Source organism: Escherichia sp. 94.0001 (genome assembly GCF_013369155.2).
Classification (GTDB): Bacteria; Pseudomonadota; Gammaproteobacteria; order Enterobacterales; family Enterobacteriaceae; genus Escherichia; species Escherichia coli_F.
The window spans coordinates 1-24,360 of record NZ_JABWMS020000065.1 but is presented as its reverse complement, the minus strand read 5'-3'; the positions used below and the strand labels follow the sequence as shown (position 1 = coordinate 24,360).

20 protein-coding genes, 1 tRNA gene and 3 pseudogenes are annotated in these 24,360 nt (G+C 46.8%); 13 read left to right on the top strand and 11 right to left on the bottom strand.

Going from position 1 to position 24,360, the window contains the following annotated elements:
- Positions 1–348: 348 nt before the first annotated feature.
- The 4 genes from sixA to HEN33_RS20505 form a co-directional block, all read right to left on the bottom strand.
- On the bottom strand, positions 349–834 hold the full coding sequence (gene sixA, locus HEN33_RS20520) for a phosphohistidine phosphatase SixA (protein WP_001195813.1): 486 nt from the start codon (positions 832–834) through the stop codon (positions 349–351).
- A gap of 202 nt (positions 835–1,036) precedes the next feature.
- Positions 1,037–3,181 carry a fatty acid oxidation complex subunit alpha FadJ gene (fadJ, locus tag HEN33_RS20515; RefSeq protein ID WP_176262619.1) on the bottom strand — a complete coding sequence of 715 codons (2,145 nt, stop codon included), beginning with the start codon at positions 3,179–3,181 and terminating at the stop codon, positions 1,037–1,039.
- The gene (gene fadI, locus HEN33_RS20510; protein ID WP_105287746.1) at positions 3,181–4,491 is read right to left on the bottom strand and encodes an acetyl-CoA C-acyltransferase FadI; all 1,311 of its coding nucleotides are present in this window, start codon (positions 4,489–4,491) and stop codon (positions 3,181–3,183) included. Before fadI ends, fadJ begins: the two co-directional genes overlap by 1 nt.
- Before the next feature lie 181 nt (positions 4,492–4,672).
- Positions 4,673–4,957: a YfcZ/YiiS family protein gene (locus HEN33_RS20505; protein WP_001296261.1), complete on the bottom strand. Its 285-nt coding sequence runs from the start codon at positions 4,955–4,957 to the stop codon at positions 4,673–4,675.
- A 371-nt stretch (positions 4,958–5,328) separates the two neighbouring features.
- Here HEN33_RS20505 and fadL point away from each other — a divergent pair, with 371 nt between their 5' ends.
- Positions 5,329–6,669 carry a long-chain fatty acid transporter FadL gene (gene fadL, locus HEN33_RS20500; RefSeq protein WP_004017164.1) on the top strand — a complete coding sequence of 447 codons (1,341 nt, stop codon included), beginning with the start codon at positions 5,329–5,331 and terminating at the stop codon, positions 6,667–6,669.
- Positions 6,670–7,044: 375 nt separating this feature from the next.
- A complete protein-coding gene (locus HEN33_RS20495) occupies positions 7,045–8,244 on the top strand; it encodes a hypothetical protein (RefSeq protein ID WP_183083457.1) in 1,200 nt (399 codons plus the stop codon).
- A 181-nt stretch (positions 8,245–8,425) separates the two neighbouring features.
- Here the strand turns inward: HEN33_RS20495 and mlaA are convergent, their stop codons facing one another.
- A complete protein-coding gene (gene mlaA, locus HEN33_RS20490; RefSeq protein ID WP_000776770.1) occupies positions 8,426–9,181 on the bottom strand; it encodes a phospholipid-binding lipoprotein MlaA in 756 nt (251 codons plus the stop codon).
- Positions 9,182–9,474: 293 nt separating this feature from the next.
- On the opposite strand from mlaA, the gene HEN33_RS20485 reads away from it, so the two are divergent.
- The 4 genes and pseudogenes from HEN33_RS20485 to HEN33_RS20470 all read left to right on the top strand — a co-directional run.
- Positions 9,475–10,407 (top strand): formate/nitrite transporter family protein, encoded by a 933-nt coding sequence (locus HEN33_RS20485; RefSeq protein WP_000368131.1) that lies wholly within the window; start codon positions 9,475–9,477, stop codon positions 10,405–10,407.
- A 75-nt stretch (positions 10,408–10,482) separates the two neighbouring features.
- Positions 10,483–10,557, top strand: a tRNA-Arg gene (locus tag HEN33_RS20480).
- A 161-nt stretch (positions 10,558–10,718) separates the two neighbouring features.
- A pseudogene (gene intS / locus HEN33_RS20475) lies at positions 10,719–11,201 on the top strand (prophage integrase IntS); the annotation flags it as partial.
- Positions 11,197–11,493 (top strand): annotated as a pseudogene (locus tag HEN33_RS20470) (dATP/dGTP pyrophosphohydrolase domain-containing protein); the annotation flags it as partial. The pseudogenes intS and HEN33_RS20470, both read left to right, overlap by 5 nt.
- Before the next feature lie 201 nt (positions 11,494–11,694).
- On the opposite strand, the gene HEN33_RS20465 reads toward HEN33_RS20470, so the two are convergent.
- Complete coding sequence (locus HEN33_RS20465) at positions 11,695–12,579, bottom strand: LysR family transcriptional regulator (RefSeq protein WP_105272112.1); 885 nt, start codon at positions 12,577–12,579, stop codon at positions 11,695–11,697.
- A 103-nt stretch (positions 12,580–12,682) separates the two neighbouring features.
- Here HEN33_RS20465 and HEN33_RS20460 point away from each other — a divergent pair, with 103 nt between their 5' ends.
- The 4 genes from HEN33_RS20460 (at position 12,683) to torI (ending at position 14,148) form a co-directional block, all read left to right on the top strand.
- Positions 12,683–13,141: a multidrug/biocide efflux PACE transporter gene (locus HEN33_RS20460; protein ID WP_103253410.1), complete on the top strand. Its 459-nt coding sequence runs from the start codon at positions 12,683–12,685 to the stop codon at positions 13,139–13,141.
- Positions 13,142–13,283: 142 nt separating this feature from the next.
- On the top strand, positions 13,284–13,451 hold the full coding sequence (locus HEN33_RS20455; RefSeq protein WP_000545725.1) for a hypothetical protein: 168 nt from the start codon (positions 13,284–13,286) through the stop codon (positions 13,449–13,451).
- Between the two features lie 27 nt (positions 13,452–13,478).
- Positions 13,479–13,823: a hypothetical protein gene (locus HEN33_RS20450; RefSeq protein WP_001281200.1), complete on the top strand. Its 345-nt coding sequence runs from the start codon at positions 13,479–13,481 to the stop codon at positions 13,821–13,823.
- A gap of 124 nt (positions 13,824–13,947) precedes the next feature.
- Positions 13,948–14,148, top strand: a complete 201-nt coding sequence (gene torI / locus HEN33_RS20445) for a response regulator inhibitor TorI (protein WP_001163428.1) — start codon at positions 13,948–13,950, stop codon at positions 14,146–14,148.
- Positions 14,149–14,670: 522 nt separating this feature from the next.
- Here torI and HEN33_RS20440 read toward each other — a convergent pair.
- A complete protein-coding gene (locus HEN33_RS20440) occupies positions 14,671–15,918 on the bottom strand; it encodes an oligosaccharide MFS transporter (RefSeq protein ID WP_001197033.1) in 1,248 nt (415 codons plus the stop codon).
- A gap of 71 nt (positions 15,919–15,989) precedes the next feature.
- On the bottom strand, positions 15,990–16,904 hold the full coding sequence (locus tag HEN33_RS20435) for an aminoimidazole riboside kinase (protein ID WP_105277557.1): 915 nt from the start codon (positions 16,902–16,904) through the stop codon (positions 15,990–15,992).
- Positions 16,905–17,119: 215 nt separating this feature from the next.
- On the opposite strand from HEN33_RS20435, the gene cscA reads away from it, so the two are divergent.
- The gene (gene cscA, locus HEN33_RS20430) at positions 17,120–18,553 is read left to right on the top strand and encodes a sucrose-6-phosphate hydrolase (protein ID WP_105277558.1); all 1,434 of its coding nucleotides are present in this window, start codon (positions 17,120–17,122) and stop codon (positions 18,551–18,553) included.
- A gap of 7 nt (positions 18,554–18,560) precedes the next feature.
- Here cscA and HEN33_RS20425 read toward each other — a convergent pair whose 3' ends face one another.
- Positions 18,561–19,556 carry a LacI family DNA-binding transcriptional regulator gene (locus HEN33_RS20425; protein ID WP_203219661.1) on the bottom strand — a complete coding sequence of 332 codons (996 nt, stop codon included), beginning with the start codon at positions 19,554–19,556 and terminating at the stop codon, positions 18,561–18,563.
- A gap of 256 nt (positions 19,557–19,812) precedes the next feature.
- On the opposite strand from HEN33_RS20425, the pseudogene HEN33_RS20420 reads away from it, so the two are divergent.
- Together HEN33_RS20420 and dsdA are read left to right on the top strand one after the other, a co-directional pair.
- A pseudogene (locus HEN33_RS20420) lies at positions 19,813–20,031 on the top strand (GntT/GntP/DsdX family permease); the annotation flags it as partial.
- Complete coding sequence (gene dsdA, locus HEN33_RS20415) at positions 20,013–21,341, top strand: D-serine ammonia-lyase (RefSeq protein ID WP_176263207.1); 1,329 nt, start codon at positions 20,013–20,015, stop codon at positions 21,339–21,341. The pseudogene HEN33_RS20420 and the gene dsdA, both read left to right, overlap by 19 nt.
- Before the next feature lie 108 nt (positions 21,342–21,449).
- Here the strand turns inward: dsdA and emrY are convergent, their stop codons facing one another.
- Positions 21,450–22,988, bottom strand: coding sequence for a multidrug efflux MFS transporter permease subunit EmrY (emrY, locus tag HEN33_RS20410; RefSeq protein ID WP_032184768.1), 1,539 nt, complete (start codon positions 22,986–22,988; stop codon positions 21,450–21,452).
- On the bottom strand, positions 22,988–24,151 hold the full coding sequence (gene emrK, locus HEN33_RS20405) for a multidrug efflux MFS transporter periplasmic adaptor subunit EmrK (RefSeq protein ID WP_105277561.1): 1,164 nt from the start codon (positions 24,149–24,151) through the stop codon (positions 22,988–22,990). The genes emrY and emrK overlap by 1 nt, the downstream gene beginning before the upstream one ends.
- Positions 24,152–24,360 lie beyond the last annotated feature (209 nt).

Sequence of the window (24,360 nt, the reverse complement as noted above, 5' to 3'; positions counted from 1 at the left end):
TTATGTAGATTTAATTAATCAATACACAACCAGAATATCCCTCTCGATTTTCAATAAAAATACATGCGCGCCATCAAAAAAAAGAAAAATTTCATAACCGATATGAATGAATTGGATATAAAAACCACTAAAAGAATTTATAATGATTTTGCATTTATTTATTGCTAAGATTCATTCTTGATTAAATTAATTAATTTATATTCAAGATACAAAACCATTATTCCACTGTGTTATTACAATATTCAATAACAAGAAAGATAATAAAATTCGTGATATGTAAAATATATTCACAATTAGGACAGAAAAAATTTGCCCGGTATACGCGTACGCAACCGGGCATATGAGCTTTTAAATTGCTTTTGCCATCTTCAGATTACACGGGCTCATCTGCCAGTTGAATTGGCCGTTTCCACTTTCATCAAGTGTTACGCTGGCAATCGCTGAAGTGGTAAACATAGGCGGCGTTTCGCCCGGACATAACTCGGCAACCAGATACCCGACTAATGGTAAGTGGGAGATAACCAGTACCGATTCGACACCTTCGTTGGTCAGTGCCTGGAGATACGCACTGACCAGACCAACATCGCCACAGGGCGTTAGCTCAGGCAGAACTTCCACACTGGAAGGCAGGTCCATACAATCCGCCACTTCTTCCAGTGTTTGCTCGGCTCGCAGGAACGGGCTCACCAGAACACGTTCGATTTCCACTTTTTGACCTTTCAGCCAGTTCGCCATCAGGCGAGATTCGTCACAACCATTAGTGGTCAGAGGACGAACCGAATCACTGGCGGCATCGAGGGCTGCGTCGCCGTGACGCATGATAAAAACTTGCATATTGCACCGCTTTTGTTAACCAGATTCGCCCGTCGTGTTTCATCTGAAACCAGAGAAACACGACGGTGGCCGGCATTGTGCCTTATCCATTCACCGAATGAAACGCTGTTTTTTACCTCAATGGCGTAAGTATAGTCAATATGCGTTTACATTTTGACCAACACTCAGCCATTCAGCGCGGATTCATATAACTTTGACCTTCTTATTGCAGGTCAGTTGCAGTTGTTTTCCAAAAACTTTCCCCACGTTCGCTCATCTCAACTAAACGATCGCAAGGGGTAAAACGAGAACCGTACCGCGCGGTCAGACGTTGCATTATTGCAACCACTTCTGCCGCACCGAGAGCGTCGATATAGCGAAATGGGCCACCGAGAAACGGCGGAAACCCAATTCCAAATACCGCGCCGATATCCCCGTCACGCACGCTACGGATAACCTGCTCGTCCAGACAACGTACAGCTTCATTCAGCATCATCATCACACACCGTTCAGCAACCTGCGGTGCGGAGAGTCGCCCCTGCCCTTGCGCGCCAATCAGCGGATAAATAGCAGGATCGACCTGTTTTTTGCTTTTACGCCCTTTCGGCCCATAAAGATAGAAACCCCGACCATTTTTTCTGCCTTTGCGATCGTCATTCAAAATTGAAGAAACAACATTTGCAGGCGCGCTAAAACGTTCTCCATAAGCGGCTTCCAGTACAGGAATAATTTTAGTCCCGGTGTCGATTCCTACCTCATCCAAAAGTTGGATTGGTCCCACCGGAAAACCAAACTTGACCAGTGCGGCATCGATATGCTCAACCCGTTCACCTTCAGTCAACATGCGGATAGCTTCATTGATGTAAGGCGCTAAAATGCGATTGACATAAAACCCGGCTTTGTCACGCACAACAATTGGCGTTTTTCCCTGTTTTTTCGCCAGTTTTACCGTTGTAGCGATGGTTTGCGCCGATGTCCCCGCATGGGGAATGATCTCCACCAGCGGCATTTTTTCTACCGGGCTGAAGAAATGAAGACCGATAACCTGCTCCGGCCGCGAGGCGTGAGCGGCAATATCACTAATTGGTAAAGATGACGTATTCGAAGCGAAGATGGTATGAGTGGCGCAATTTCCCTCTACTTCCGCCACCATCTTTTGTTTTAATTCGAGATTTTCAAACACCGCTTCAATAATTAAGTCACGATGGGCAAAGCCGCGATAATCCGTTGTTCCCGAAATTAATGCCAGCTGTTTGTCACGTTCGCTGGCTTTGAGATGTCGGCGGCGCACTTTGCCCTCCAACTGATCCCAGCTGTACTTCAATGCATGATTTATGCCCTGCGGGTTGATATCTTTAATTCTGACCGGCAAGCCCGCTTTACAAGCAGTAACATAAGCAATACCGCCCCCCATCAAGCCACCACCGAGAATCCCCACGCTGTTTAATGGCGCAGGCGGCGCATCACTGCCGGGATCTTTCTTCACTTCCGTACTGGCAAAAAAGATATTGCGCAGCGCCTGCGATTGCGGCGTCATCGCCAGTTCACCAAAGGCACGGGCTTCCGCGTCATAGCCGCTGCTGGTGCCTTGCGCTAATCCGGTTTCGATGACTTCAAGAATGCGTTTTGTCGCCGGATAGTTCCCCTGAGTTTTCTGCTCTGTTTTCTTGCCGACCATTTTGAACAACAGTGCACGACCTAGCGGCCCCGCCAGAATGCGCTCGCGTACAGGTAGCGGGCGGGAAGATAGTCGATCCTGCTTTGCCAACTCAACGGCGGATTCCAGTAAAATAGAGTGCGGAACGACATCATCCACCAGCCCCAGTTTTAAAGCCTGCTTTGCCCGTAGTTGCTTGCCCGTGAGGATCATCTCCAGCGCGGTGCTGACGCCAATCAGGCGCGGCAAACGCTGAGTACCGCCTGAACCTGGCAATAATCCAAGCTGAACTTCCGGCAAGCCAAGCACCGTTTTAGGATCGTCACTGCAAACGCGGCCATGACACGCCAGTGCCAGTTCCAGCCCGCCCCCCAGGCAAGCGCCATGAATAGCCGCGATAACCGGAACAGGCAGAGCATGAATCTCCGCCATTAACTGTTGCCCCTGCCGCGCCAGCTCTTCCGCTTCTTGCGCCGTTTTGCAGTTGCCGATCATGTTGATGTCTGCTCCGGCGATAAAGTTGTCCGGTTTCGCTGAGATAAATACAACTCCACGTAATTCTTTGTTTTCGCGAAGTTGCTTAATAATGGTGCGCACCTGCGAGGCAAACTCCGCCTTCAGGGTATTCATTTTCTCACCGGGAACGTCGATGGTGATGACTGCAATGTTGTCCAGACGAACATTAAGAGTAAAAGCTGATGCCATTTCCATTATTCCGCCTCCAGAACCATCGCCGCACCAAGCCCACCAGCAGCACAAGCGGTCACTAAGCCAAATCCACCGCCGCGACGGCGAAGCTCATGCAATGTCTGGGTAATCATCCGCGCTCCAGTCGCTGCGAAGGGATGCCCGTACGCAATGGAACCACCAAGCACGTTAAATTTACTATCGTCCACTTCGCCAGTGGCATGTGCACGCCCCAGTACGTCGCGCGCAAAACGTTCGCTGCCAAGCAACTGAATATTGGCCAGCGTCTGGGCGGCAAAAGCTTCGTGCATATCAATCAATGTCAGATCGGCCATCGTCAATCCAGCGCGTTCCAGCGCCAGCGGCGTTGACCAGGCCGGGCCGAGCAACATGTCCTGCCAGACATCAATAGCGGTAAATGCGTAGCTACGCAGATATCCTAGCGGCACCAGGCCCAATTCTTTCGCCCGCGATTCAGTCATCAGGATCACCGCCGCTGCGCCATCGGTCAGCGGTGTACTGTTTGCTGCCGTTACCGTCCCGTGTTTGCGATCAAACGCCGGACGCAGCTTTGCGTAATCAGCAAGCGTGGAATTGCCGCGAATATTGTTGTCTTCCGCGAGCGGTTGTTTATAAGGAGGAACGTAGGCGGTCATTACCTCTTCTTTGAGTTTACCTTCTGACCATGCCTGAGCAGCACGCTGATGTGAACGGTGCGCCAGCGCATCTTGCTGTTCGCGAGTAATACCGTAGGTTTTCGCCATTTGTTCGGCGGTGTCGCCCATCCGCAAGCCTGTGGAATACTCCGCCACCGCAGGCGGTACGGGCATTAAGTCACGCAAACGCAGGCGACAAAAAAGTTTCAGTCGTTGGCTCATCGTACGGGCTTTGTTGACATCCACCAACACGCGCGCCAGTTTTTTACTAACACCAATGGGCAATACGGAAGAGGAATCTGCCCCGCCGGCAATCCCCGCACGAATAGTTCCCGCCATCAGGCTTTCGGCGACGTTTGCAACCGCCTGAAAACTGGTAGCACAAGCGCGGCTTACGCTGTAAGCATCGGTATGGACATTCATTCCGGTGCCAAGAACAATTTCACGCGCAATGTTGGGGGCTTCAGGCATTTGTACGACCTGACCAAAAACCAGTTGTTCAATCACTTCGGCGGGGATCTCGCTGCGTGCCAGCAATTCGCCTACGACCATCTTCCCCAAATCAACAGCGGGAATGCCATGAAAAGCCGTCGCCTGACGGGCAAAAGGCGTACGTAAGCCGCTAACAATGGCGATACGATCGCCCTGGCGGGTAATCAGCGGTAAAACCTGACCCATAACACTCCCCTGTAAAAAAATAAATAAAGTGGTCTGACCTGATCATAGTCTTAACCATTTTTTTACATTTAGCCAAGTGGAGAAAAGGGAAAGTGGGAGCTATGACACAGAGAGAAAAGAGGAAGAGAAAATAAAAACGCCCCCGCCATGAACTGACAGGGGCGTATATACCCGAGAGGAATTAACGCAGACCCAGCTGGAAGATCAACATTTCAGCTTCGCAGGCAAAAGTGAAATCGATATCCAGGCGCACACCGTCAGACTCTTCAGTGAAAGTCGGGGTGATTTTGCAAGGTTCGGATTCCACGCTACGGGCTTTTTCAGTCAGCGCCGCCAGCGTTTGTTCTGCTTCTGCGCGGTTTGCAAACACGCGGCTGTAAGACGCGGTGCAGTCGGAGTTGTCCATAATGGTGCCAACATCCATACAGCAGCAAACCGGGGTTTCATCAGCACTACATTTACTCATCGTTGATTTCCTCTGTATGTGCACCTAAGGTGCCAGATAAACGTTGGGGATATTTTACGCTTCCGGAAAGTGCTGCTCCAGTTGTTAATTCTGCAAAATCGGATAAGTGACCGAAATCACACTTAAAAATGATCTAAAACAAAATTCACCCGAATCCATGAGTGCGCCACCTCCAAATTTTGCCAGCTGGATCGCGTTTCTTAGATCATATTTGAAAAAATATAGAAACATACTTGCAACATTCCATCTGGTCCGACCTATACTCTCGCCACTGGTCTGATTTCTAAGATGTACCTCAGACCCTACACTTCGCGCTCCTGTTACAGTACGTAACATAGTTTGTATAAAAATAAATCATTGAGGTTATGGTCATGAGCCAGAAAACCCTGTTTACAAAGTCTGCTATCGCAGTCGCAGTGGCACTTATCTCCACCCAGGCCTGGTCGGCAGGCTTTCAGTTAAACGAATTTTCTTCCTCTGGCCTGGGCCGGGCTTATTCAGGGGAAGGCGCTATTGCCGATGATGCAGGTAACGTCAGCCGTAACCCCGCGTTGATTACCATGTTTGACCGCCCGACATTTTCTGCGGGTGCGGTTTATATAGATCCGGACGTAAATATCAGCGGAACGTCTCCGTCTGGTCGTAGCCTGAAAGCCGATAATATCGCGCCTACGGCATGGGTTCCGAACATGCACTTTGTTGCACCGATTAACGACCAATTTGGTTGGGGGGCTTCTATTACCTCTAACTATGGCCTGGCAACAGAGTTTAACGATACTTATGCAGGCGGCTCTGTCGGGGGTACAACCGACCTTGAAACCATGAACCTGAACTTAAGCGGTGCATATCGCTTAAATAATGCATGGAGCTTTGGTCTCGGTTTCAACGCCGTCTACGCTCGTGCGAAAATTGAACGTTTTGCAGGCGATCTGGGGCAACTGGTGGCTGGTCAGATTAAGCAATCTCCTGCTTGGCAGACTCCTCAGGGGCAAGCATTAGCAGCTACCGCCAACGGCATCGACAGTAATACCAAAATCGCTCACCTGAACGGTAACCAGTGGGGCTTTGGCTGGAACGCCGGGATCCTGTACGAACTGGATAAAAACAACCGCTACGCATTGACCTACCGCTCTGAAGTGAAAATTGACTTCAAGGGTAACTACAGCAGCGATCTTAACCCGGCTTTTAATAACTACGGTTTGCCAATTCCTACCGCGACAGGTGGCGCAACGCAGTCGGGTTATCTGACGCTGAACCTGCCTGAAATGTGGGAAGTGTCGGGTTATAACCGTGTTGATCCGCAGTGGGCAATTCACTATAGCCTGGCTTACACCAGCTGGAGTCAGTTCCAGCAACTGAAAGCGACATCAACGAGTGGCGACACGCTGTTCCAGAAACATGAAGGCTTTAAAGATGCTTACCGCATCGCGTTGGGTACCACTTATTACTACGATGATAACTGGACCTTCCGTACCGGTATCGCCTTCGATGACAGCCCAGTTCCGGCACAGAATCGTTCTATCTCCATTCCGGACCAGGACCGTTTCTGGCTGAGTGCAGGTACGACTTACGCATTTAATAAAGATGCTTCAGTCGACGTTGGTGTTTCTTATATGCACGGCCAGAGCGTGAAAATTAACGAAGGCCCATATCAGTTCGAGTCTGAAGGTAAAGCCTGGCTGTTCGGTACGAACTTTAACTACGCGTTCTGATAACGCGTTAGCTTAGTTAAAGTCACCTGCTATGCAGGTGACTTTAACTCCCTCTCTTCACCGAAAGTAGTTTCCTCATTGCTTGCCTCCTGAGATAAGACAATTTTGCAAACAGCCTGATGTCAGCTTGCCCTTGCAAATTTGTAAGCGTTATCCACAGACAGGCCTGAAGGGAAAGACAGATTATCAGGCATTCTGCTCGCCCTTCTCAATGAGTTTACTTTTCTGAATTTCCAGGATACTCAAACCACCCTGGCTATTATGCGCTCATACACTCAAATTAAAGATAGGTTCTAAATAAATGAGCGTTTTTTGATAGTCTATTTTATTAGGTAATATATATTTGCAACAAATCAATCAACGTGGAATAAAATCATGCTACCATCTGTTTCAATCAACAATACCTGCCCTACTTACACAGAATCCACCAATGAAAATAACAATAATGAAGTTAATGGATTAGTACAAGAGTTCAAAAACCTTTTTAATGGCAAGGAAGGAATAAGTACCTGTATTAAACATCTACTTGAGCTTATAAAAAATGCCATACGAGGAACCGGTGAACCTGATAGAATAATTATCAATAATTCCTCAGTTACTTATATTGATATTGGCTCCAATGATACAGACTATATTACTATTGGTATCAACAACCAAGAACCAATAAAATTATCTGCGAACTATAAAGACAAAGAACTCGTCCGTACTATCATTAATGACAACATAGTTGAGAAGACTCATGATGATATAAATAATGCTGAATATACTGATGATGGTATTATTGGTATTCATAATCAAGAACCAACAAAATCACCTGCGAACGATGAAAACAAAAAAGTCGGTCAAACCATCATCAGTAAAAATGTAGTAGAGAATACTCATGATATCCATAACAAGGAAATGATCTTCAGCGCAATAAAAGAAATATATGATGGAAATCCTGGTTTTATCTTCGATAAAATATCGCACAAACTCAGACATACGGTAACGAAATTTGATGAGAGCGGGAAAAGCGAACCAACGGACTTATTTACCTGGTACGGTAAAGATAAAAAAGGCGACTCTCTCGCTATTGTAATTAAAAATAAAAACGGAAATGATTACTTATCTCTCGGTTACTACGATCAGGACGACTACCACATTCAAAGAGGAATTCGTATTAATGGTGATAGTCTCACCCAATATTGTAGTAAAAACGCCAGGAATGCTTCAGCGTGGTTTGAAAGCAGTAAAGCTATCATGGCAGAATCATTCGCAACAGGTTCCGATCATCAGGTTGTAAACGAGCTCAACGGGGAAAGACTGAGAGAACCTAACGAAGTTTTTAAACGTTTAGGTCGAGCAATAAGATACAATTTTCAAGTGGACGATGCAAAATTTAGACGCGATAATGTAAAAGAAATAATTTCTACTTTATTCGCTAACGAAGTTGACGTTGACAACTCTCAAAATGAATATAAACAGTTTAAGGAAATCGAAGATAAAGTTGAAAAAAGACTTCAAAATCGCCAGATGAAATATCAAAGTGAAATTAAACAACTCTCTGCGTTGGGTGTTAATTTTGATGATAATTAAAATTATTTGTCCAGTTTTTTGATTTTTCAACGTCTGAATATCGGAAACAGTCAGTGACGAACATCAGTATTTTTACATAATTTCGTCCGGGTCATTGTTGGTTTGTCTCCTTTTACTTGTGGTAATTGATGGATAACAACAAAAAAGGTGAGTTTTGCGACTCACCTTTTTTATTTGTTTCTTATTCAGAATCGATATCTTTTAACTCATCCTGAATCGCTTGCGCGTTCGGATTTTCCTGCGGTTTGAGTTCGCCGCCATTAGCGATGAAATCATGACGCTGGAAGTACGCTTCGCGCACCATAATGTATGGGTCGGACGACTGACGCAGCAGGCCGTCGGAATCCAGCAGTTGCGCACGGGTTTCGATACCTTCAAGCGTCCATTTACCCACGGACATCGGCCAGGTCAGCCAGGAAAGTACCGGGTAAAGACCATCCGCCATATCACCGCCGTCATCACGCAGCGTGAAGCTTCCGTAGAACGGTAATTGTACGTACGGCCCATACCCCACGCCATAATGACCAAGCGTACTACCGAAGCGGTGAGGTTCAGTCCGTTGCAGTTTCGGGTTCGCCATCCCCGCAACATCAATAAAGCCGCCCATCCCCAAAATAGTGTTCAGGAAAAAGCGGGTAAAGTGGACCATCCCCTGATAAGGGTCGCCCTGCAAGAAGTAGTTAACCATCACCGCAGGTTCTTCAAGGTTGCCGGTAAAGTTGCTCAAACCGTTACGCGCCGGTTGCGGAACATAATCACGCCAGGCGACTGCGACCGGTCGAACAATATACGGGTCTAATACATTGAAGTTGAAGTTGTACATGGTGCGGTTGAACCCTTCTAACGGGTCAGAACGCCCTTGCTGATCTGTACCGGAACTCGCACACCCCACCAGAAGCGTAGTTCCAAGAGCAAGCGCCGACAGGCGAAGCTTCATAAATGTCTCCCTGTTTTTTTATGGCTTATGCAGTTTGCCATCCATGACGGAACGATACCGTATCCGCCTGTTTAGGTGTGGGCGATTGTAACAGCACGTCAACTGATGTCCAGACGCCCTGATTTGCTGATTTGATCATAGCCTGGTAATCGCCGCCCTGTAGGCTACTTGATTCTATAGAAACAGAAAAAGGCAAACGCAGCCTTTTCTACATTTTCAGAGTAACTCCCGCCAGTTGCGAGCAAAAAAGCCGCTACGCTTTAGCTATACGTGCTAATTCAAGAGAAGAGACCATGGACAACGACAAAATTGATCAACACAGCGACGAAATTGAAGTTGAGAGCGAAGAAAAAGAACGCGGCAAAAAAATAGAAATAGATGAAGACCGACTCCCCTCCCGGGCGATGGCAATTCATGAACATATCCGCCAGGATGGTGAAAAAGAGCTGGAACGCGACGCAATGGCGCTACTGTGGTCAGCCATTGCGGCGGGTCTGTCGATGGGCGCTTCACTACTGGCAAAAGGGATATTTCATGTCGAACTGGAAGGCGTGCCGGGCAGTTTCTTGCTGGAGAATCTCGGTTATACCTTTGGCTTTATTATCGTCATTATGGCCCGCCAGCAATTATTTACCGAAAACACCGTGACTGCGGTACTACCCGTCATGCAAAAACCGACAATGAGCAACGTCGGCTTACTTATGCGGTTATGGGGCGTCGTGCTGCTGGGGAATATTCTCGGGACAGGTATTGCGGCGTGGGCATTTGAATATATGCCTATCTTTAATGAAGAAACTCGCGATGCATTTGTAAAAATCGGCATGGATGTGATGAAGAACACCCCCAGTGAGATGTTTGCCAACGCGATCATTTCCGGCTGGCTGATCGCCACTATGGTATGGATGTTTCCTGCAGCGGGTGCGGCAAAGATTGTAGTGATTATATTAATGACCTGGCTTATCGCCCTCGGAGACACCACCCACATCGTTGTCGGTTCTGTAGAAATCCTCTATCTGGTATTTAACGGCACGCTGCACTGGAGCGATTTCATCTGGCCCTTCGCGCTACCTACTCTGGCAGGAAACATCTGCGGCGGCACCTTTATCTTCGCGTTAATGAGTCATGCACAGATCCGTAACGACATGAGCAACAAGCGCAAAGCAGAAGCACGCCAAAAAGCAGAACGTGCGGAAAACATTAAGAAAAATGATAAAAACCCGGCATAAATGGCGAGGGTTTAAGCAATCGAGCGGCAGTGTACTTACCCCGCTGAGCATTAGCGGGTATACTCATGCCGCATTGTCCTCTTAGTTAAATGGATATAACGAGCCCCTCCTAAGGGCTAATTGCAGGTTCGATTCCTGCAGGGGACACCATTTATCAGTTCGCTCCCATCCGTACCAGTCCGCAAAATCCCTTGAATATCAAGCCTTCCGTAGATTCACAGTTCGGCATGGTTCGCGTCAGATCGTTGACAGCCGCACACCATGACGGGTAAAAAGTGGATAAAATAATTTTACCCACCGGATTTTTACCCATGCTCACCGTTAAGCAGATTGAAGCAGCAAGGCCGAAAGAAAAACCATACCGCCTTCTCGATGGTAATGGCCTGTACCTTTATGTCCCTGTGTCAGGGAAAAAGGTATGGCAGCTTCGCTACAAGATTGACGGTAAGGAGAAAATCCTGACCGTAGGAAAATATCCGCTAATGACTTTGCAGGAGGCAAGGGATAAGGCATGGACTGCGAGGAAAGACATCTCGGTTGGCATCGATCCGGTAAAGGCGAAAAAGGCTTCGTCTAACAACAATTCCTTTAGTGCGATTTACAAGGAATGGTACGAGCACAAGAAGCAAGTATGGTCAGTAGGGTATGCGACTGAACTTGCAAAAATGTTTGATGACGACATTTTACCTATCATCGGCGGCCTTGAAATTCAGGATATTGAGCCGATGCAACTGCTGGAAGTAATCCGCAGATTTGAAGATCGCGGTGCAATGGAGCGAGCCACTACAGGAAGATAAATTGAAGATCAACATGGAGCGCCAGTGGCCTGAACCAAAAGATGGTGAGCCTCGCTTGCACATTAAAGAACGCGGCAACTCTCCGGTAACTCCGGGTGGTTGGATAAGCTGTAGTGAGCGAATGCCCGCTCAAGATGATTGGATTTTAATTTATTCAAAGCACGGTGAGTATATGGCAGGACGGGTGCAAGGGGAATACGTGGAGTTGAGCGACGGCACTTTATCGTGGTTAGGGAACGCCTTGTTCTGGATACCACTACCAGAACCGCCGCAGGAGGTGAATCAATGAGCTGGCCTGAAGCATTCGCAACGGTAGGAATTGCAATGGCGGTAGCACTGGTTTTGTATTCAATTTGTCGCTGGGGATAACGATGATGCTCATGCGGAAATCATCAAAAAAATGGAACTGCTAACATGATTTAGGTGGGAGCCTGGAAGATGGCTCCACATATCAACAGAGATTATTTCAGGATTCCATATTTTAACTAATCTAAGTTCGACTATTTGGGGCATTGATATGCTGTAAATGATGCTTAAGCCAATTTCCAGCCGCGCCTGGTGGCGATTTTTTATTCCAAAGCAGATCGATAGAAATTGCCTTTGGCCAGCCAGGTACGTCGAGCTGAACCAGCGGTTTTTCTGTTGCAAACTCCTCAACCAGAGCACAGGGCAGAGAGCACCAGCCAAATCCCTGTACGGCCATACTGAGTAACAACAAATAGTTAGGTGCAGACCAAACCGGTCCACGGGCAATCATCTCCCGGTTATCGATATAAGTATTAAGACGAAGTTCTCGCCATGAATGAAGTTGTTCCCGCTGGATTGTTTTTTCTGCAGACAGTGGATGTGACGCCGAAACATAAATGCCCATCCACGCTTGCATCGGTAAACGGGTTGAGCCAATATCGGTGGGGTAGTGTTCCCGAGACTCAATTAAGCCGATCTGCGCTCGTTCTTTTTGCAAAAGATCGATGACATCGACATCCTCACCAATTAAAACCTCTAACTCAGTATGTGGAAACTGACTATCAAACTGCACCATGATGTCTTCTAATAAGTCAGGGTGTAGGGTATCGGAAAGCACAAACGTCAGACGAGCTTCAGTCTCTCCGGCAAGCGAAACCGCCACCTCCTCAAGACGTTCACTGGCTGATAAAATCGCATGAACGTAACTCAATACTTTCTTTCCTTCCTCTGTCAGCACAGGTTCTCGCGAAGAGCGATCGAATAATGATATACCAAGATCGACCTCAAGATTGGCAATTGACGTACTGACTGCGGACTGACTTTTACGTAATCTTCGTGCCGCAGCAGAAAAGGAGCCACAGGAAACCACTTCAACAAATGTACTTAACGCTTCAAGTGAGTAACGCATAATCTATCAATTTTTTCGATGGTATCTATCTTTTATATATCACATAAATCGATAAAAATCTCACAACTCCATAACGCGGTCGAAACTGTAAGAAAGGTAAGTTATGCAACATAATGCGATTCAACACAGATCGTTACTTGAGCGTATTTTTCACGCTATTTGCTTTGAAGGAATTGCCACTGCGATTCTGGCCCCCACCACAGCATGGTTAATGCAGCGAACTATACTCGAAATGGGCGGGATGACTATCTTGTTGGCTTCAACTGCAATGATCTGGAATATCATCTATAACATGCTATTTGATCGCTACTGGCCTGCTCATCAGGTAAAACGAACTGCAAAAGTTCGTGCATTCCATGCTTTGGGCTTTGAAAGTGGATTTATCGCGATCGGCGTCATTATGGTGTCCTGGATTCTGAGCGTCAGTCTGTTACAGGCTTTTACACTAGAGATAGGATTCTTCCTTTTCTTTCTACCATATACCATGTTCTACAATTGGGCCTATGACAGCTTACGTTTACGTGTTGTGAAACAGCATCAACAACGTATGCTTGCCAGATAATGTTTTCCCAGGGGAGTAATGAGAATCGCGCAATAATTTTCGATATCCATACTGTACCCCCACCGACTTAACATCCCCGCCCTCGCGGGGATTTCTTTTATCTGAACTCGCTACGGCGAGTTTTGTTTTATGGAGATGATAAATGCACTTCCGAGTCACAGGAGAATGGAATGGAGAGCCATTCAACAGGGTTATCGAAGCAGAGAACATCAACGACTGCTATGACCACTGGATAATATGGGCGCAGATAGCACATGCAGACATAACCAATATTCGAATTGAAGAACTGAAAGAACACCAAGCCGCCTGATGGCGGTTTTTTTATTGGAGACAAGAAATGTCAGATTTGGCTATGAAGGTTTTGAAATGGCAATCGACTGGCGATGTTGGCATCAGTAGCGCAACTCTTGCCTCAATCGCATGTGGACTGAAAAAGAATATCTATGGTCATAGCTTCGGTGCTCCACATGACGCAGCCGATTTCCGACGATGCGTTGCGCTTGTCGAGCAGATTCCAGAAATCAGGGATTCATTCGACAAGGTTGCAAAGCGCGTTCCGGCATTCAAAGGCATCCTCAACGAATGGGATTCTCTCGTTGCTCTGTTGAAGTCTGAAATGAAGATACACGGAAACAAAGCACCAGAGACTTACAGAAGAATTAGCGAGTTACGCAAGGACTAACCACAGCCTCACACTCGATGAGGCCCGTTCATTTCTCAAGATATCCAGACCTACCATTGCCGCATCAATGCGGTTTTTTATTGCCTGATTTGCAGGTTCGATTCCCTATTCGGAGATAGCACTCATGCAACACGAACTACAACCTGATTCACTGGTTGATTTGAAATTCATCATGGCCGATACTGGCTTCGGTAAAACCTTCATCTATGACCGGATTAAGTCCGGCGACCTGCCAAAAGCCAAAGTTATCCACGGGCGAGCAAGATGGTTATATCGTGACCATTGTGAATTCAAAAATAAGCTCTTAAGCCGCGCCAATGGGTAAAATAGCGGGTAAAATATTTCTCACATCTAAAAAACACCATTCCAATCAATCCCCTGCCGCCTCAAGTAGATGTCTGCAGGGACACCATTTATCCTTCCAACGAAATCTACCTTCCCCGCGTAAAAGTTGGGTTTGGCAGCACACTTGCCCTAAATCTACTCATTTTCCCTGCAACAGGTTGAAATCTCAGCACTGTGCGGCGATGACTAAACAGCCCCGGGCCTGGCAATGTAATCATCACACAGAATCCTGATCGCGAAATCTGGCTTGACTCGATACTTCACTCCGCAATGCATTCCTTGATGGATTAGCAGGCCCGTGATACACGGGACAGGTCGCTGAATTACGACAATTTCCTGGAAATCAGCGAACCGCGTATCCTGAGTACATTTGAGCGACTGTTCCAGAACATGAATGAGGCGTTTGGATTAGGCGATTATTAGCCGCGCTAAGCATTTTGGTATTATTATTTTCCGGTTGAGGGATATAGGGCTATCGACAACAACCGGAAAGAGTTTACGTCTATATTGCAGAAGGTACAGGCGTTTCCATCACCATTTGCTCACGTTTTTTACTCAGGAAGAAAATGCCAAATAACAACATCAGGCAGACAATACCCGAAATTACGAAGAAAACCGTCTGGTAACCTGCATGGTCAAAGAGTATTCCAGTCGGCGTTGAAAGCAACACAATCCCCAACGAACTGGCAATTTGAAAACCAATCAGAAAGATCGTCGACGACAGGCGCTTATCAAAGTTTGCCACGCTGTATTTGAAGACGGAAATGACACACAGTGGAACCTCAATGGCATGTAACAGCTTCACTAATGAAATAATCCAGGGATTAACGAACAGTGCGCAGGAAAGAATACGCAACGCCATAATCACAACACCGATAAGTAATGCATTTTTTGGCCCTACCCGATTAACAAAGAAAGGAATAATGGCCATGCACAGCGCTTCGAGTACAACCTGGAATGAGTTGAGATAACCATACAGGCGCGTTCCTACATCGTGTGATTCGAATAAACCTGCATAAAAAACAGGAAAGAGCTGTTGATCAAAAATGTTATAGAAAGACCACGTCCCCACAATAAATATGACGAAAATCCAGAAGTTTCGATCCTTGAAAACTGCAATAAAATCCTCTTTTTTTACCCCTCCCGCATCTGCCGCTACGCACTGCTGATCCTGATATTTAAAACGCATGTTGATCATCATAAATACAGCGCCAAATAGCGAAACCAACCAGAAGTTGATATGGGGACTGATACTGAAAAATATGCCAGCAAAAAACGCGCCAATCGCATAGCCAAAAGATCCCCAGGCGCGCGCTGTTCCATATTCGAAATGAAAATTTCGTGCCATTTTTTCGGTGAAGCTATCAAGCAGACCGCAGCCCGCCAGATACCCCAAGCCAAAAAAGAGCGCCCCCAAAATTAGACCTACAGAAAAATTGCTTTGCAGTAACGGTTCATAAACGTAAATCATAAACGGTCCGGTCAAGACCAGGATGAAACTCATACACCAGATAAGCGGTTTCTTCAGACCGAGTTTATCCTGGACGATGCCGTAGACCATCATAAATAGAATGCTGGTAAACTGGTTGACCGAATAAAGTGTACCTAATTCCGTCCCAGTCAACCCTAGATGTCCTTTCAGCCAAATAGCGTATAACGACCACCACAGCGACCAGGAAATAAAAAAGAGAAATGAGTAACTGGATGCAAAACGATAGTACACATTTCTGAATGGTATATTCAGTGCCATAATTACCTGCCTGTCGTTAAAATATTCACGTCCTATTCAGAGACAAGAACGGCCTCGCCGTTTATTTCTCACTATTCCAGATCTTGTCGACATGGCAGCGCTGTCATTGCCCCTTTCGCCGTTACTGCAAGCGCTCCGCAACGTTGAGCGAGATCGATAATTCGTCGCATTTCTCTCTCATCGGTCTCTAATCCCGTAGAGGAAAGACCTGTGAGTAACCCGGCAACGAACGCATCTCCCGCCCCCGTGCTATCGACACAATTCACAGACATTCCAGCAAAATGGTGAACTTGTCCTCGATAACAGACCACCACCCCTTCTGCACCTTTAGTCACCAACAGCATGGCGATCTCATACTCTTTTGCCAGAGCACATATATCCCGATCGTTCTGTGTTTTTCCGCTGATAAGTCGCCATTCTTCTTCCGAGAGCTTGACGACATCCGCCAGTTGTAGCGCCTGTCGCAAACACAAGCGGAGCAAATGCTCGTCTTGCCACAGATCTTCACGAATATTGGGATCGAAGCTGACAAAACCTCCGGCATGCCGGATCGCCGTCATCGCAGTAAATGCGCTGGTACGCGAAGGTTCAGCAGACAACGCAATAGAACAGAGATGTAACCATTCGCCATGTCGCCAGAAGGGCAAGTCAGTCGTCTCTAAAAAAAGATCGGCACTAGGGCGGACCATAAACGTAAATGAACGTTCCCCCTGATCGTTCAGATCGACAAGCACCGTGGATGTTCGGTGCCATTCATCCTGCTTCAGATACGTGATATCGACTCCCTCCGTTAGCAGCGTTCTTTGCATTAACGCGCCAAAAGGATCATCACCCACCCGGCCTATAAACCCACTTATTCCGCCTAATCTGGCGATTCCCACCGCAACGTTAGCTGGCGCGCCGCCAGGACAAGACAGTAGGCGCCCGTCTGATTCAGGCAAGAGATCGACAACCGCATCCCCTAAAACCCATACTTTGGCTGACATTTTTTTCCCTCAAATTCATCTGACTTACGCATAGTGATAAACCTCTTTTTCGCAAAATCGTCATGGATTTACTAAAACATGCACATTCGATCACAAAACGTCATAGTTAACGTTAACATTTGTGATATTAATCACATTTATAAAGATAAGGGGCTTTATTTTTATAAAAGTTAACGTTAACAATTCACCAAATTTGCTTAACCAGGATGATTAAAATGACGCAATCTCGATTGCATGCGGCGCAAAACGCACTAGCAAAACTTCACGAGCGCCGGGGGAATACTTTTTATCCCCATTTTCACCTCGCGCCTCCAGCCGGGTGGATGAACGATCCAAACGGCCTGATCTGGTTTAACAATCGTTATCACGCGTTTTATCAGCATCACCCGATGAGCGAACACTGGGGGCCAATGCACTGGGGACATGCCACCAGCGACGATATGATCCACTGGCAGCACGAGCCTATTGCGCTAGCGCCAGGAGACGAGAATGACAAAGACGGGTGTTTTTCAGGTAGTGCTGTTGATGACAATGGTGTCCTCTCACTTATCTACACCGGCCACGTCTGGCTCGATGGTGCAGGTAATGACGATGCAATTCGTGAAGTACAATGTCTGGCTACCAGCCGGGATGGTATTCATTTCGAGAAACAAGGTGTGATCCTCACTCCACCAGAAGGAATCATGCACTTCCGCGATCCTAAAGTGTGGCGTGAAGCCGACACCTGGTGGATGGTAGTCGGGGCGAAAGACCCAGGCAACACGGGACAGATCCTGCTTTATCGCGGTAGTTCATTGCGTGAATGGACTTTCGATCGCGTACTGGCCCACGCTGATGCGGGTGAAAGCTATATGTGGGAATGTCCGGACTTTTTCAGCCTTGGCGATCAACATTATCTGATGTTTTCCCCGCAGGGAATAAATGCCGAGGGATACAATTATCGAAATCGCTTTCAAAGTGGTGTAATACCCGGAATATGGTCGCCAGGACGACTTTTTGCACAATCCGGGCATTTTACTGAACTTGATAATGGGCATGACTTTTATGCACCACAAAGCTTTTTAGCGAAGGATGGTCGGCGTATTGTTATCGGATGGATGGATATGTGGGAATCGCCAATGCCCTCAAAACGTGAAGGCTGGGCAGGCTGCATGACACTGGCGCGCGAGCTATCAGAGAGCAATGGCAAACTCCAACAACGCCCGGTACACGAAGCTGAGTCGTTACGCCAGCAGCATCAATCAATCTCTCCCCACACAATCAGCAACAAATATGTTTTGCAGGAAAACGTGCAAGCGGTTGAGATTCAGTTGCACTGGGCTCTGAAGAACAGCGATGCCGAACATTACGGATTACAGCTCGGCACGGGAATGCGGCTGTATATTGATAACCAATCTGAGCGACTTGTTTTGTGGCGGTATTACCCACACGAGAATTTAGATGGTTACCGTAGTATTCCCCTCCCGCAGCGTGACACGCTCGCCCTAAGGATATTTATCGATACATCATCCGTGGAAGTATTTATTAACGACGGGGAAGCTGTGATGAGTAGCCGAATCTATCCGCAGCCAGAAGAACGGGAACTGTCGCTCTATGCCGCCCACGGAGTGGCCGTGCTGCAACATGGAGCACTCTGGCAACTGGGGTAACATAATATCAGGTGGAACAACGGATCAACAGCGGGCAAGGGATCTGCGTTACCCTTCCCCCTTCACGACCTTCAATAATATGCAATGCAGCTTCCCGCCCGATAATGTCATGTGGAAGCTGAATTGTGGTCAGCGGCGGTAAAAACAGATGCCCGACGCCAACCAGATTATCAAAGCCCATTACGGCGACATCCTGCGGGATACGTACCCCCTTCGCCAGAAGAACCTGATAAGCAACAAAGGCTGCGCGATCGTTACCACAAATCAGAACATCAAAATCTGGTTTTCCAGACGGGAAGTGGGCATTGAGTATACTTGCGAGATCGGTGTAGTGATCATCACCTATGACCATGTGAAATTGTTTCACCTCAGCCAGATCTCGTCCAGCATCACGCCAGGCCTGCTCAAATCCCTGCCGACGATACCCTGTTGCCAACGCACCTTCCGGTAGCCAGAAGCATAACGGTTGACGATAGCCTGCCGCGAGCAAATGCTGTGTTGCTTCATATTGGGCAGTGTAATCATCAGGGATATAACTGGGTAACGCTGGGTCATCCGCCACACAGTTCGCCAATACAATATTTTCACCATGCAGAGACTCAGGCAGCGTGATATGCCTCAGTCCCATTGTAGTATAGATAATGCCATCCGGACGGAGGGCAAGCAGCTGACGTGCCGCGCGGGCAGCGTCATCTTCAGAAAAAATATTGATTAAAAAACTATTCCAGCCAAACTCGCTGGCGGTTTGTTCAATGGCAAGCAGAATATCAACAGAGAAAGGAGTGGTAGCAGTATCCTGCGCCAGCACGGCGAGAGTCGACGGCTTACGTCCCTGAGCGCGCATCTTACGAGCGGAAAGATCAGGAACATAATTCAGGGTTTGGATTGCCTGCAATACGCGGTCACGCGTTGCAGGACGCACAGATTCTGCATTATGCATCACCCGGGAGACAGTCATCATCGACACTCCCGCCAGGCGTGCGACATCCTTTAATGAAGCCATACCCAAGCCGTTTGCCGTAAAACGGGCACTGTAGCAGAAACAGACGTCACTGGCGAGATCCAGCGATATTCTCAACGTCCTATCACCCGACACGACAATACAGTAAAAAATAACAAGAATTCCCGGACAATTGTAACCAATTCCGCCTCTGTTCTCGCCAACGAGTCACCATGCAGACAAGTAGGTAAAACATGCCGACTGGCATCACCCACCCGGAGAAAAAATATAAATATGGATCATTGTGCTGTGGCTGTAACCAGACATCAGCCCGGAAATTATTGCGATTGGCTGCACGATCGTTACGGACTCGCTTTTCTGGCTGGTGAAGCAATATTGCGGCGCTACGCTCAATGAAACATTTAAATACTATACGACAGCGACATTTATCGCTTCAGTCGTCGCTCTGGCAGGCACATTCCTGCTGTCATTTATCATCGAAGCGCAAAGAGACATACTATGGAAAACGCTAAAATGAACTCGCTCATCGCCCAGTATCCGTTGGTAAAGGATCTGGTTGCTCTTAAAGAAACCACCTGGTTCAATCCTGGCACGACCTCATTGGCTGAAGGTTTACCTTATGTTGGCCTGACCGAACAGGATGTTCAGGACGCCCATGCGCGCTTATCTCGTTTTGCCCCCTATCTGGCAAAAGCATTTTCTGAAACTGCTGCCACTGGAGGGATTATTGAATCAGAACTGGTTGCCATTCCGGCTATGCAAAAACGGCTGGAAAAGGAATATCAGCAACCGATCAGTGGGCAACTGTTACTGAAAAAAGATAGCCATTTGCCCATTTCCGGCTCCATAAAAGCACGCGGCGGGATTTATGAAGTCCTGGCACATGCAGAAAAACTGGCTCTGGAAGCGGGTTTACTGACGCTTGAAAATGACTACAGCAAACTGCTTTCTCCGGAGTTTAAACAGTTCTTTAGCCAGTACAGCATTGCTGTGGGCTCAACCGGAAATCTGGGGTTATCAATCGGCATTATGAGCGCCCGCATTGGCTTTAAGGTGACAGTGCATATGTCTGCTGATGCCCGGGCATGGAAAAAAGCGAAACTGCGCAGCCATGGCGTTACGGTCGTGGAATATGAGCAAGATTATGGGGTTGCCGTCGAGGAAGGACGTAAAGCAGCGCAGTCTGACCCGAACTGTTTCTTTATTGATGACGAGAATTCCCGCACGTTGTTCCTTGGGTATTCCGTCGCAGGCCAGCGTCTTAAAGCGCAATTTGCCAAGCAAGGTCGTATCGTCGATGCTGGTAACCCTCTGTTTGTCTATCTGCCGTGTGGCGTTGGCGGTGGTCCTGGTGGCGTCGCATTCGGTCTTAAACTGGCATTTGGCGATCATGTTCACTGCTTTTTTGCCGAACCCACGCACTCTCCTTGTATGCTGTTAGGCGTCCATACCGGACTACACGATCAGATTTCTGTTCAGGATATTGGTATCGACAACCTTACCGCCGCGGATGGCCTTGCAGTTGGTCGCGCATCAGGCTTTGTCGGGCGAGCAATGGAGCGTCTGCTGGATGGCTTCTATACCCTTAGCGATCAAACCATGTATGACATGCTTGGCTGGCTGGCGCAGGAAGAAGACATTCGTCTTGAACCTTCAGCACTGGCGGGTATGGCTGGGCCTCAGCGCGTGTGCGCATCAGTAAGTTACCAACAGATGCACGGTTTCAGCGCAGAACAACTGCGTAATGCCACTCATCTGGTGTGGGCGACAGGAGGTGGAATGGTGCCGGAAGAAGAGATGAAGCAATATCTGGCTAAAGGCCGTTAATAACGTTTCACCGCAGCATCGCCATCCTTTCCCTGGGTGAGCGATGCTGCCGATGGCGCAGGCTTAAGATTCTTCCGTCTTACCTGCTATAGCTCTCTCTTTTTACCATCACCCAACACCTTTCGCTGTAAACGGCGGTTTCGCAAACCAAACCAATACCGTAAGTAAGATAAAAGCAATAGCCGCCATACGGAAAATCTCATTTGCAGAAATAGAAAGTGACTGCTGGGTTATTTCATTATTAATTTCATTAAGAACCCCTGAAAGCGAACCATAGTATTTATCCATAATTTGTGATGATGAATTAAACACGGGGTTAAATTGATCGATGGTTGCTGTCAACTGACTATGGTGTAACGATTCGCGTCGTCCCCACAACGTCATTGTCAACGACGTACCAACTGATCCTGACAGGGTACGAAAAAAATTACTCATACTCGAGGCATTGGCAAATTTATTATCTGGCAACCCTGAAAACGAAATCGTTGTTAAGGGTAAAAAGAAACAGGCAACGGCGAATCCCTGGAAAAACTGTGGCAAAATGATGCCTGTGAAATCAATCGTTGGCATAAATGTCACAGAACGCCAGTAATAGCAAACCGCATACATCAAAAAACTAAATGTAACCAATGCACGCATATCAATTTTGTTGCCATAACGTCCTATTAAAGGCGATATTAATAGTGGCATTATGCCGATTGGCGCATAGGCAAGCCCGGCCCATATCGCATTATACCCCATAGTTTCCTGGAGTAACTGCGGCATAAGTACAATCGCCCCAGAGTAAAATAAATATGCGCATGTGATACACACAATACCAATGGTGAAATTACGCGACGTGAATAAACTGAGGTCAAGAATCGGGTTCTCTGAGGTCGACTCCCAAATGACTAAAGAGATCAGAGAAATAACTGACACTATTGTTAATATTATGATTGTACTCGAGTTAAACCAATCCAGATCGCGCCCTTTATCAAGCATAATTTGCAAGCCACCAACACCGAGCACTAACAGGGTCAACCCTGGTAAATTCATTTTGACCGGTGAAGTTTCAGTTTCTCTTCCTTTAAGTAAAGTTAAACATAATGTCAGGACGATAATCCCCATAGGGACATTGATTAAAAATATCCAACCCCAACTAAAGTTATCACAAATATAGCCACCCAATATCGGCCCACAAATCGGAGCGATAATTACGGTCATTGACCATAACGCCAAAGCAAATGTTCTTTTTTCTGGCGGATAATTCCTTAATAATAAACTCTGTGACAATGGAATTAACGGCCCCGCCATTAATCCCTGGACGACTCTAAAAAATATAAGAACATCAAGATTAGTCGAAAGACTACACATTAATGAAGACAGCGAAAAGAAGGTTACTGATAGTAAAAATAACCTTAATTCGCCTATTCTTTGTGCCAGCCTGCCGGTAACAGGGATCGCAATGGCATTTGCTACGCCAAACGATGTGATAACCCATGTGCCTTCGTCCGTTGATGCTCCGAGAAAGCCAGATATTGTGGGTATTGCGACGTTAGAAATAGTGGAGTCCAACATTTGCATAAACGTCGCTAATGACAATGCAATAGTGACGCACCATAACGTCCCACCGGTTAATGGTGCCGGAGTTGATTTAGTGATTGCCATTAAAGTTGTCCATTATGAGAAATAATGTTGTTAATCTCTTTTTCTATCGGACTGGTATCGATAACTAAGGCCTTACTGGTGTAAGCAGGCATGGACGTCACGGATGAAGCCAGATCAGGCATATCGGCAATGTCTTCGTTCTTGGTATCAATGGTTGCAGTCATCGATAAACCAATGCGCAAGGGATGTTCCATGAGTTCTTTTGGATCCAGAGACACCTCAACCGGTACACGCTGAACGATTTTGATCCAGTTCCCCGTCGCATTTTGTGCAGGTAATAAGGAGAACGCATTGCCGGTTCCCATATTGATCCCTGTCACCCGACCATGAAACACAACATTTTCACCATAAAGATCGCTGATTATATTAACCGATTGACCAATCCGTACATCCGTGAGTTGTGTTTCTTTAAAGTTGGCATTAACCCACATTTGACGTGCCGGTACGACAGCCATTAACGATTGTCCAGGACTCACTGTTTCGCCAACCTGCACACTTCGCTGGGCAATATAACCAGTAACCGGACTCTTAATATCCGTACGCTTAAGCGCTAACCAGGCTTCTTTGGTTGCATCCGCAGCTTCAACAACTTGTGGCTGGCGATTTAATGGTGTGTTCATTACTAAGGCTTTGTTCGCTTTATAAGCCTGAATAGCTGCATTCAATGCCGCTTTGCTACTTATTAACGTATCTTTGGTGTGCTCCAGCGTTTCTTTTGAAATAACCCCCTGCTTTGCTAGCGGCACACGACGATTATAATCTTCTAAAGATTGTTGATACTGGATACGTGCTGAAGCGACTTCGGCACTGTATTGTTTATCCTGTAAGTATAGTTTATTCGTTTGTCGCACAATATTTGCCAGATTATTTTTAGCTTTATTGAGTGCAATCGTGGCATCAGTTTTATCCAATGAAACTAAAATGTCACCCTGTCGAACAAAGTTCGTATCTTTATGATTAACGACAGTGACACTGCCTGAGACTTGTGCAGAAATTGGATCAGCATTCCCCGTAACATAGGCGTCATCTGTACTAATCATGTCTTCTAATTCCAGTGACCAATAGGCATAGGCTCCTGAAAACGCAATAAATAAAACCACTGCTAATAAAGCAAAATATTTTCTTCTGTCAGAATGTTTTTTATTTGAATTAATCTGTTCCACTATTATCTCTCATTTCGCATAGATGAAATTTATGAATTGAATGAAAAGAGTATTCATTCTTCATATCAAACACAGTGCATGTGTTACACATTATCCCAGGAACGTTGGAGGCCTAATTTAAAGGAGTTGCAGAAGATACAACAGAGGACTAAACCGTGACTTTTGCAATACAATTCTTACGCCTGTAGGATTAATAAGAAGCCTTATAG

Coding starts and splice junctions, on each gene's coding strand:
- sixA (WP_001195813.1), bottom strand. CDS start 834: ATGCAAGTTTTTATCATGCGTCACGGCGACGCAGCCCTCGATGCCGCC.
- fadJ (WP_176262619.1), bottom strand. CDS start 3,181: ATGGAAATGGCATCAGCTTTTACTCTTAATGTTCGTCTGGACAACATT.
- fadI (WP_105287746.1), bottom strand. CDS start 4,491: ATGGGTCAGGTTTTACCGCTGATTACCCGCCAGGGCGATCGTATCGCC.
- HEN33_RS20505 (WP_001296261.1), bottom strand. CDS start 4,957: ATGAGTAAATGTAGTGCTGATGAAACCCCGGTTTGCTGCTGTATGGAT.
- fadL (WP_004017164.1), top strand. CDS start 5,329: ATGAGCCAGAAAACCCTGTTTACAAAGTCTGCTATCGCAGTCGCAGTG.
- HEN33_RS20495 (WP_183083457.1), top strand. CDS start 7,045: ATGCTACCATCTGTTTCAATCAACAATACCTGCCCTACTTACACAGAA.
- mlaA (WP_000776770.1), bottom strand. CDS start 9,181: ATGAAGCTTCGCCTGTCGGCGCTTGCTCTTGGAACTACGCTTCTGGTG.
- HEN33_RS20485 (WP_000368131.1), top strand. CDS start 9,475: ATGGACAACGACAAAATTGATCAACACAGCGACGAAATTGAAGTTGAG.
- HEN33_RS20465 (WP_105272112.1), bottom strand. CDS start 12,579: ATGCGTTACTCACTTGAAGCGTTAAGTACATTTGTTGAAGTGGTTTCC.
- HEN33_RS20460 (WP_103253410.1), top strand. CDS start 12,683: ATGCAACATAATGCGATTCAACACAGATCGTTACTTGAGCGTATTTTT.
- HEN33_RS20455 (WP_000545725.1), top strand. CDS start 13,284: ATGCACTTCCGAGTCACAGGAGAATGGAATGGAGAGCCATTCAACAGG.
- HEN33_RS20450 (WP_001281200.1), top strand. CDS start 13,479: ATGTCAGATTTGGCTATGAAGGTTTTGAAATGGCAATCGACTGGCGAT.
- torI (WP_001163428.1), top strand. CDS start 13,948: ATGCAACACGAACTACAACCTGATTCACTGGTTGATTTGAAATTCATC.
- HEN33_RS20440 (WP_001197033.1), bottom strand. CDS start 15,918: ATGGCACTGAATATACCATTCAGAAATGTGTACTATCGTTTTGCATCC.
- HEN33_RS20435 (WP_105277557.1), bottom strand. CDS start 16,904: ATGTCAGCCAAAGTATGGGTTTTAGGGGATGCGGTTGTCGATCTCTTG.
- cscA (WP_105277558.1), top strand. CDS start 17,120: ATGACGCAATCTCGATTGCATGCGGCGCAAAACGCACTAGCAAAACTT.
- HEN33_RS20425 (WP_203219661.1), bottom strand. CDS start 19,556: ATGGCTTCATTAAAGGATGTCGCACGCCTGGCGGGAGTGTCGATGATG.
- dsdA (WP_176263207.1), top strand. CDS start 20,013: ATGGAAAACGCTAAAATGAACTCGCTCATCGCCCAGTATCCGTTGGTA.
- emrY (WP_032184768.1), bottom strand. CDS start 22,988: ATGGCAATCACTAAATCAACTCCGGCACCATTAACCGGTGGGACGTTA.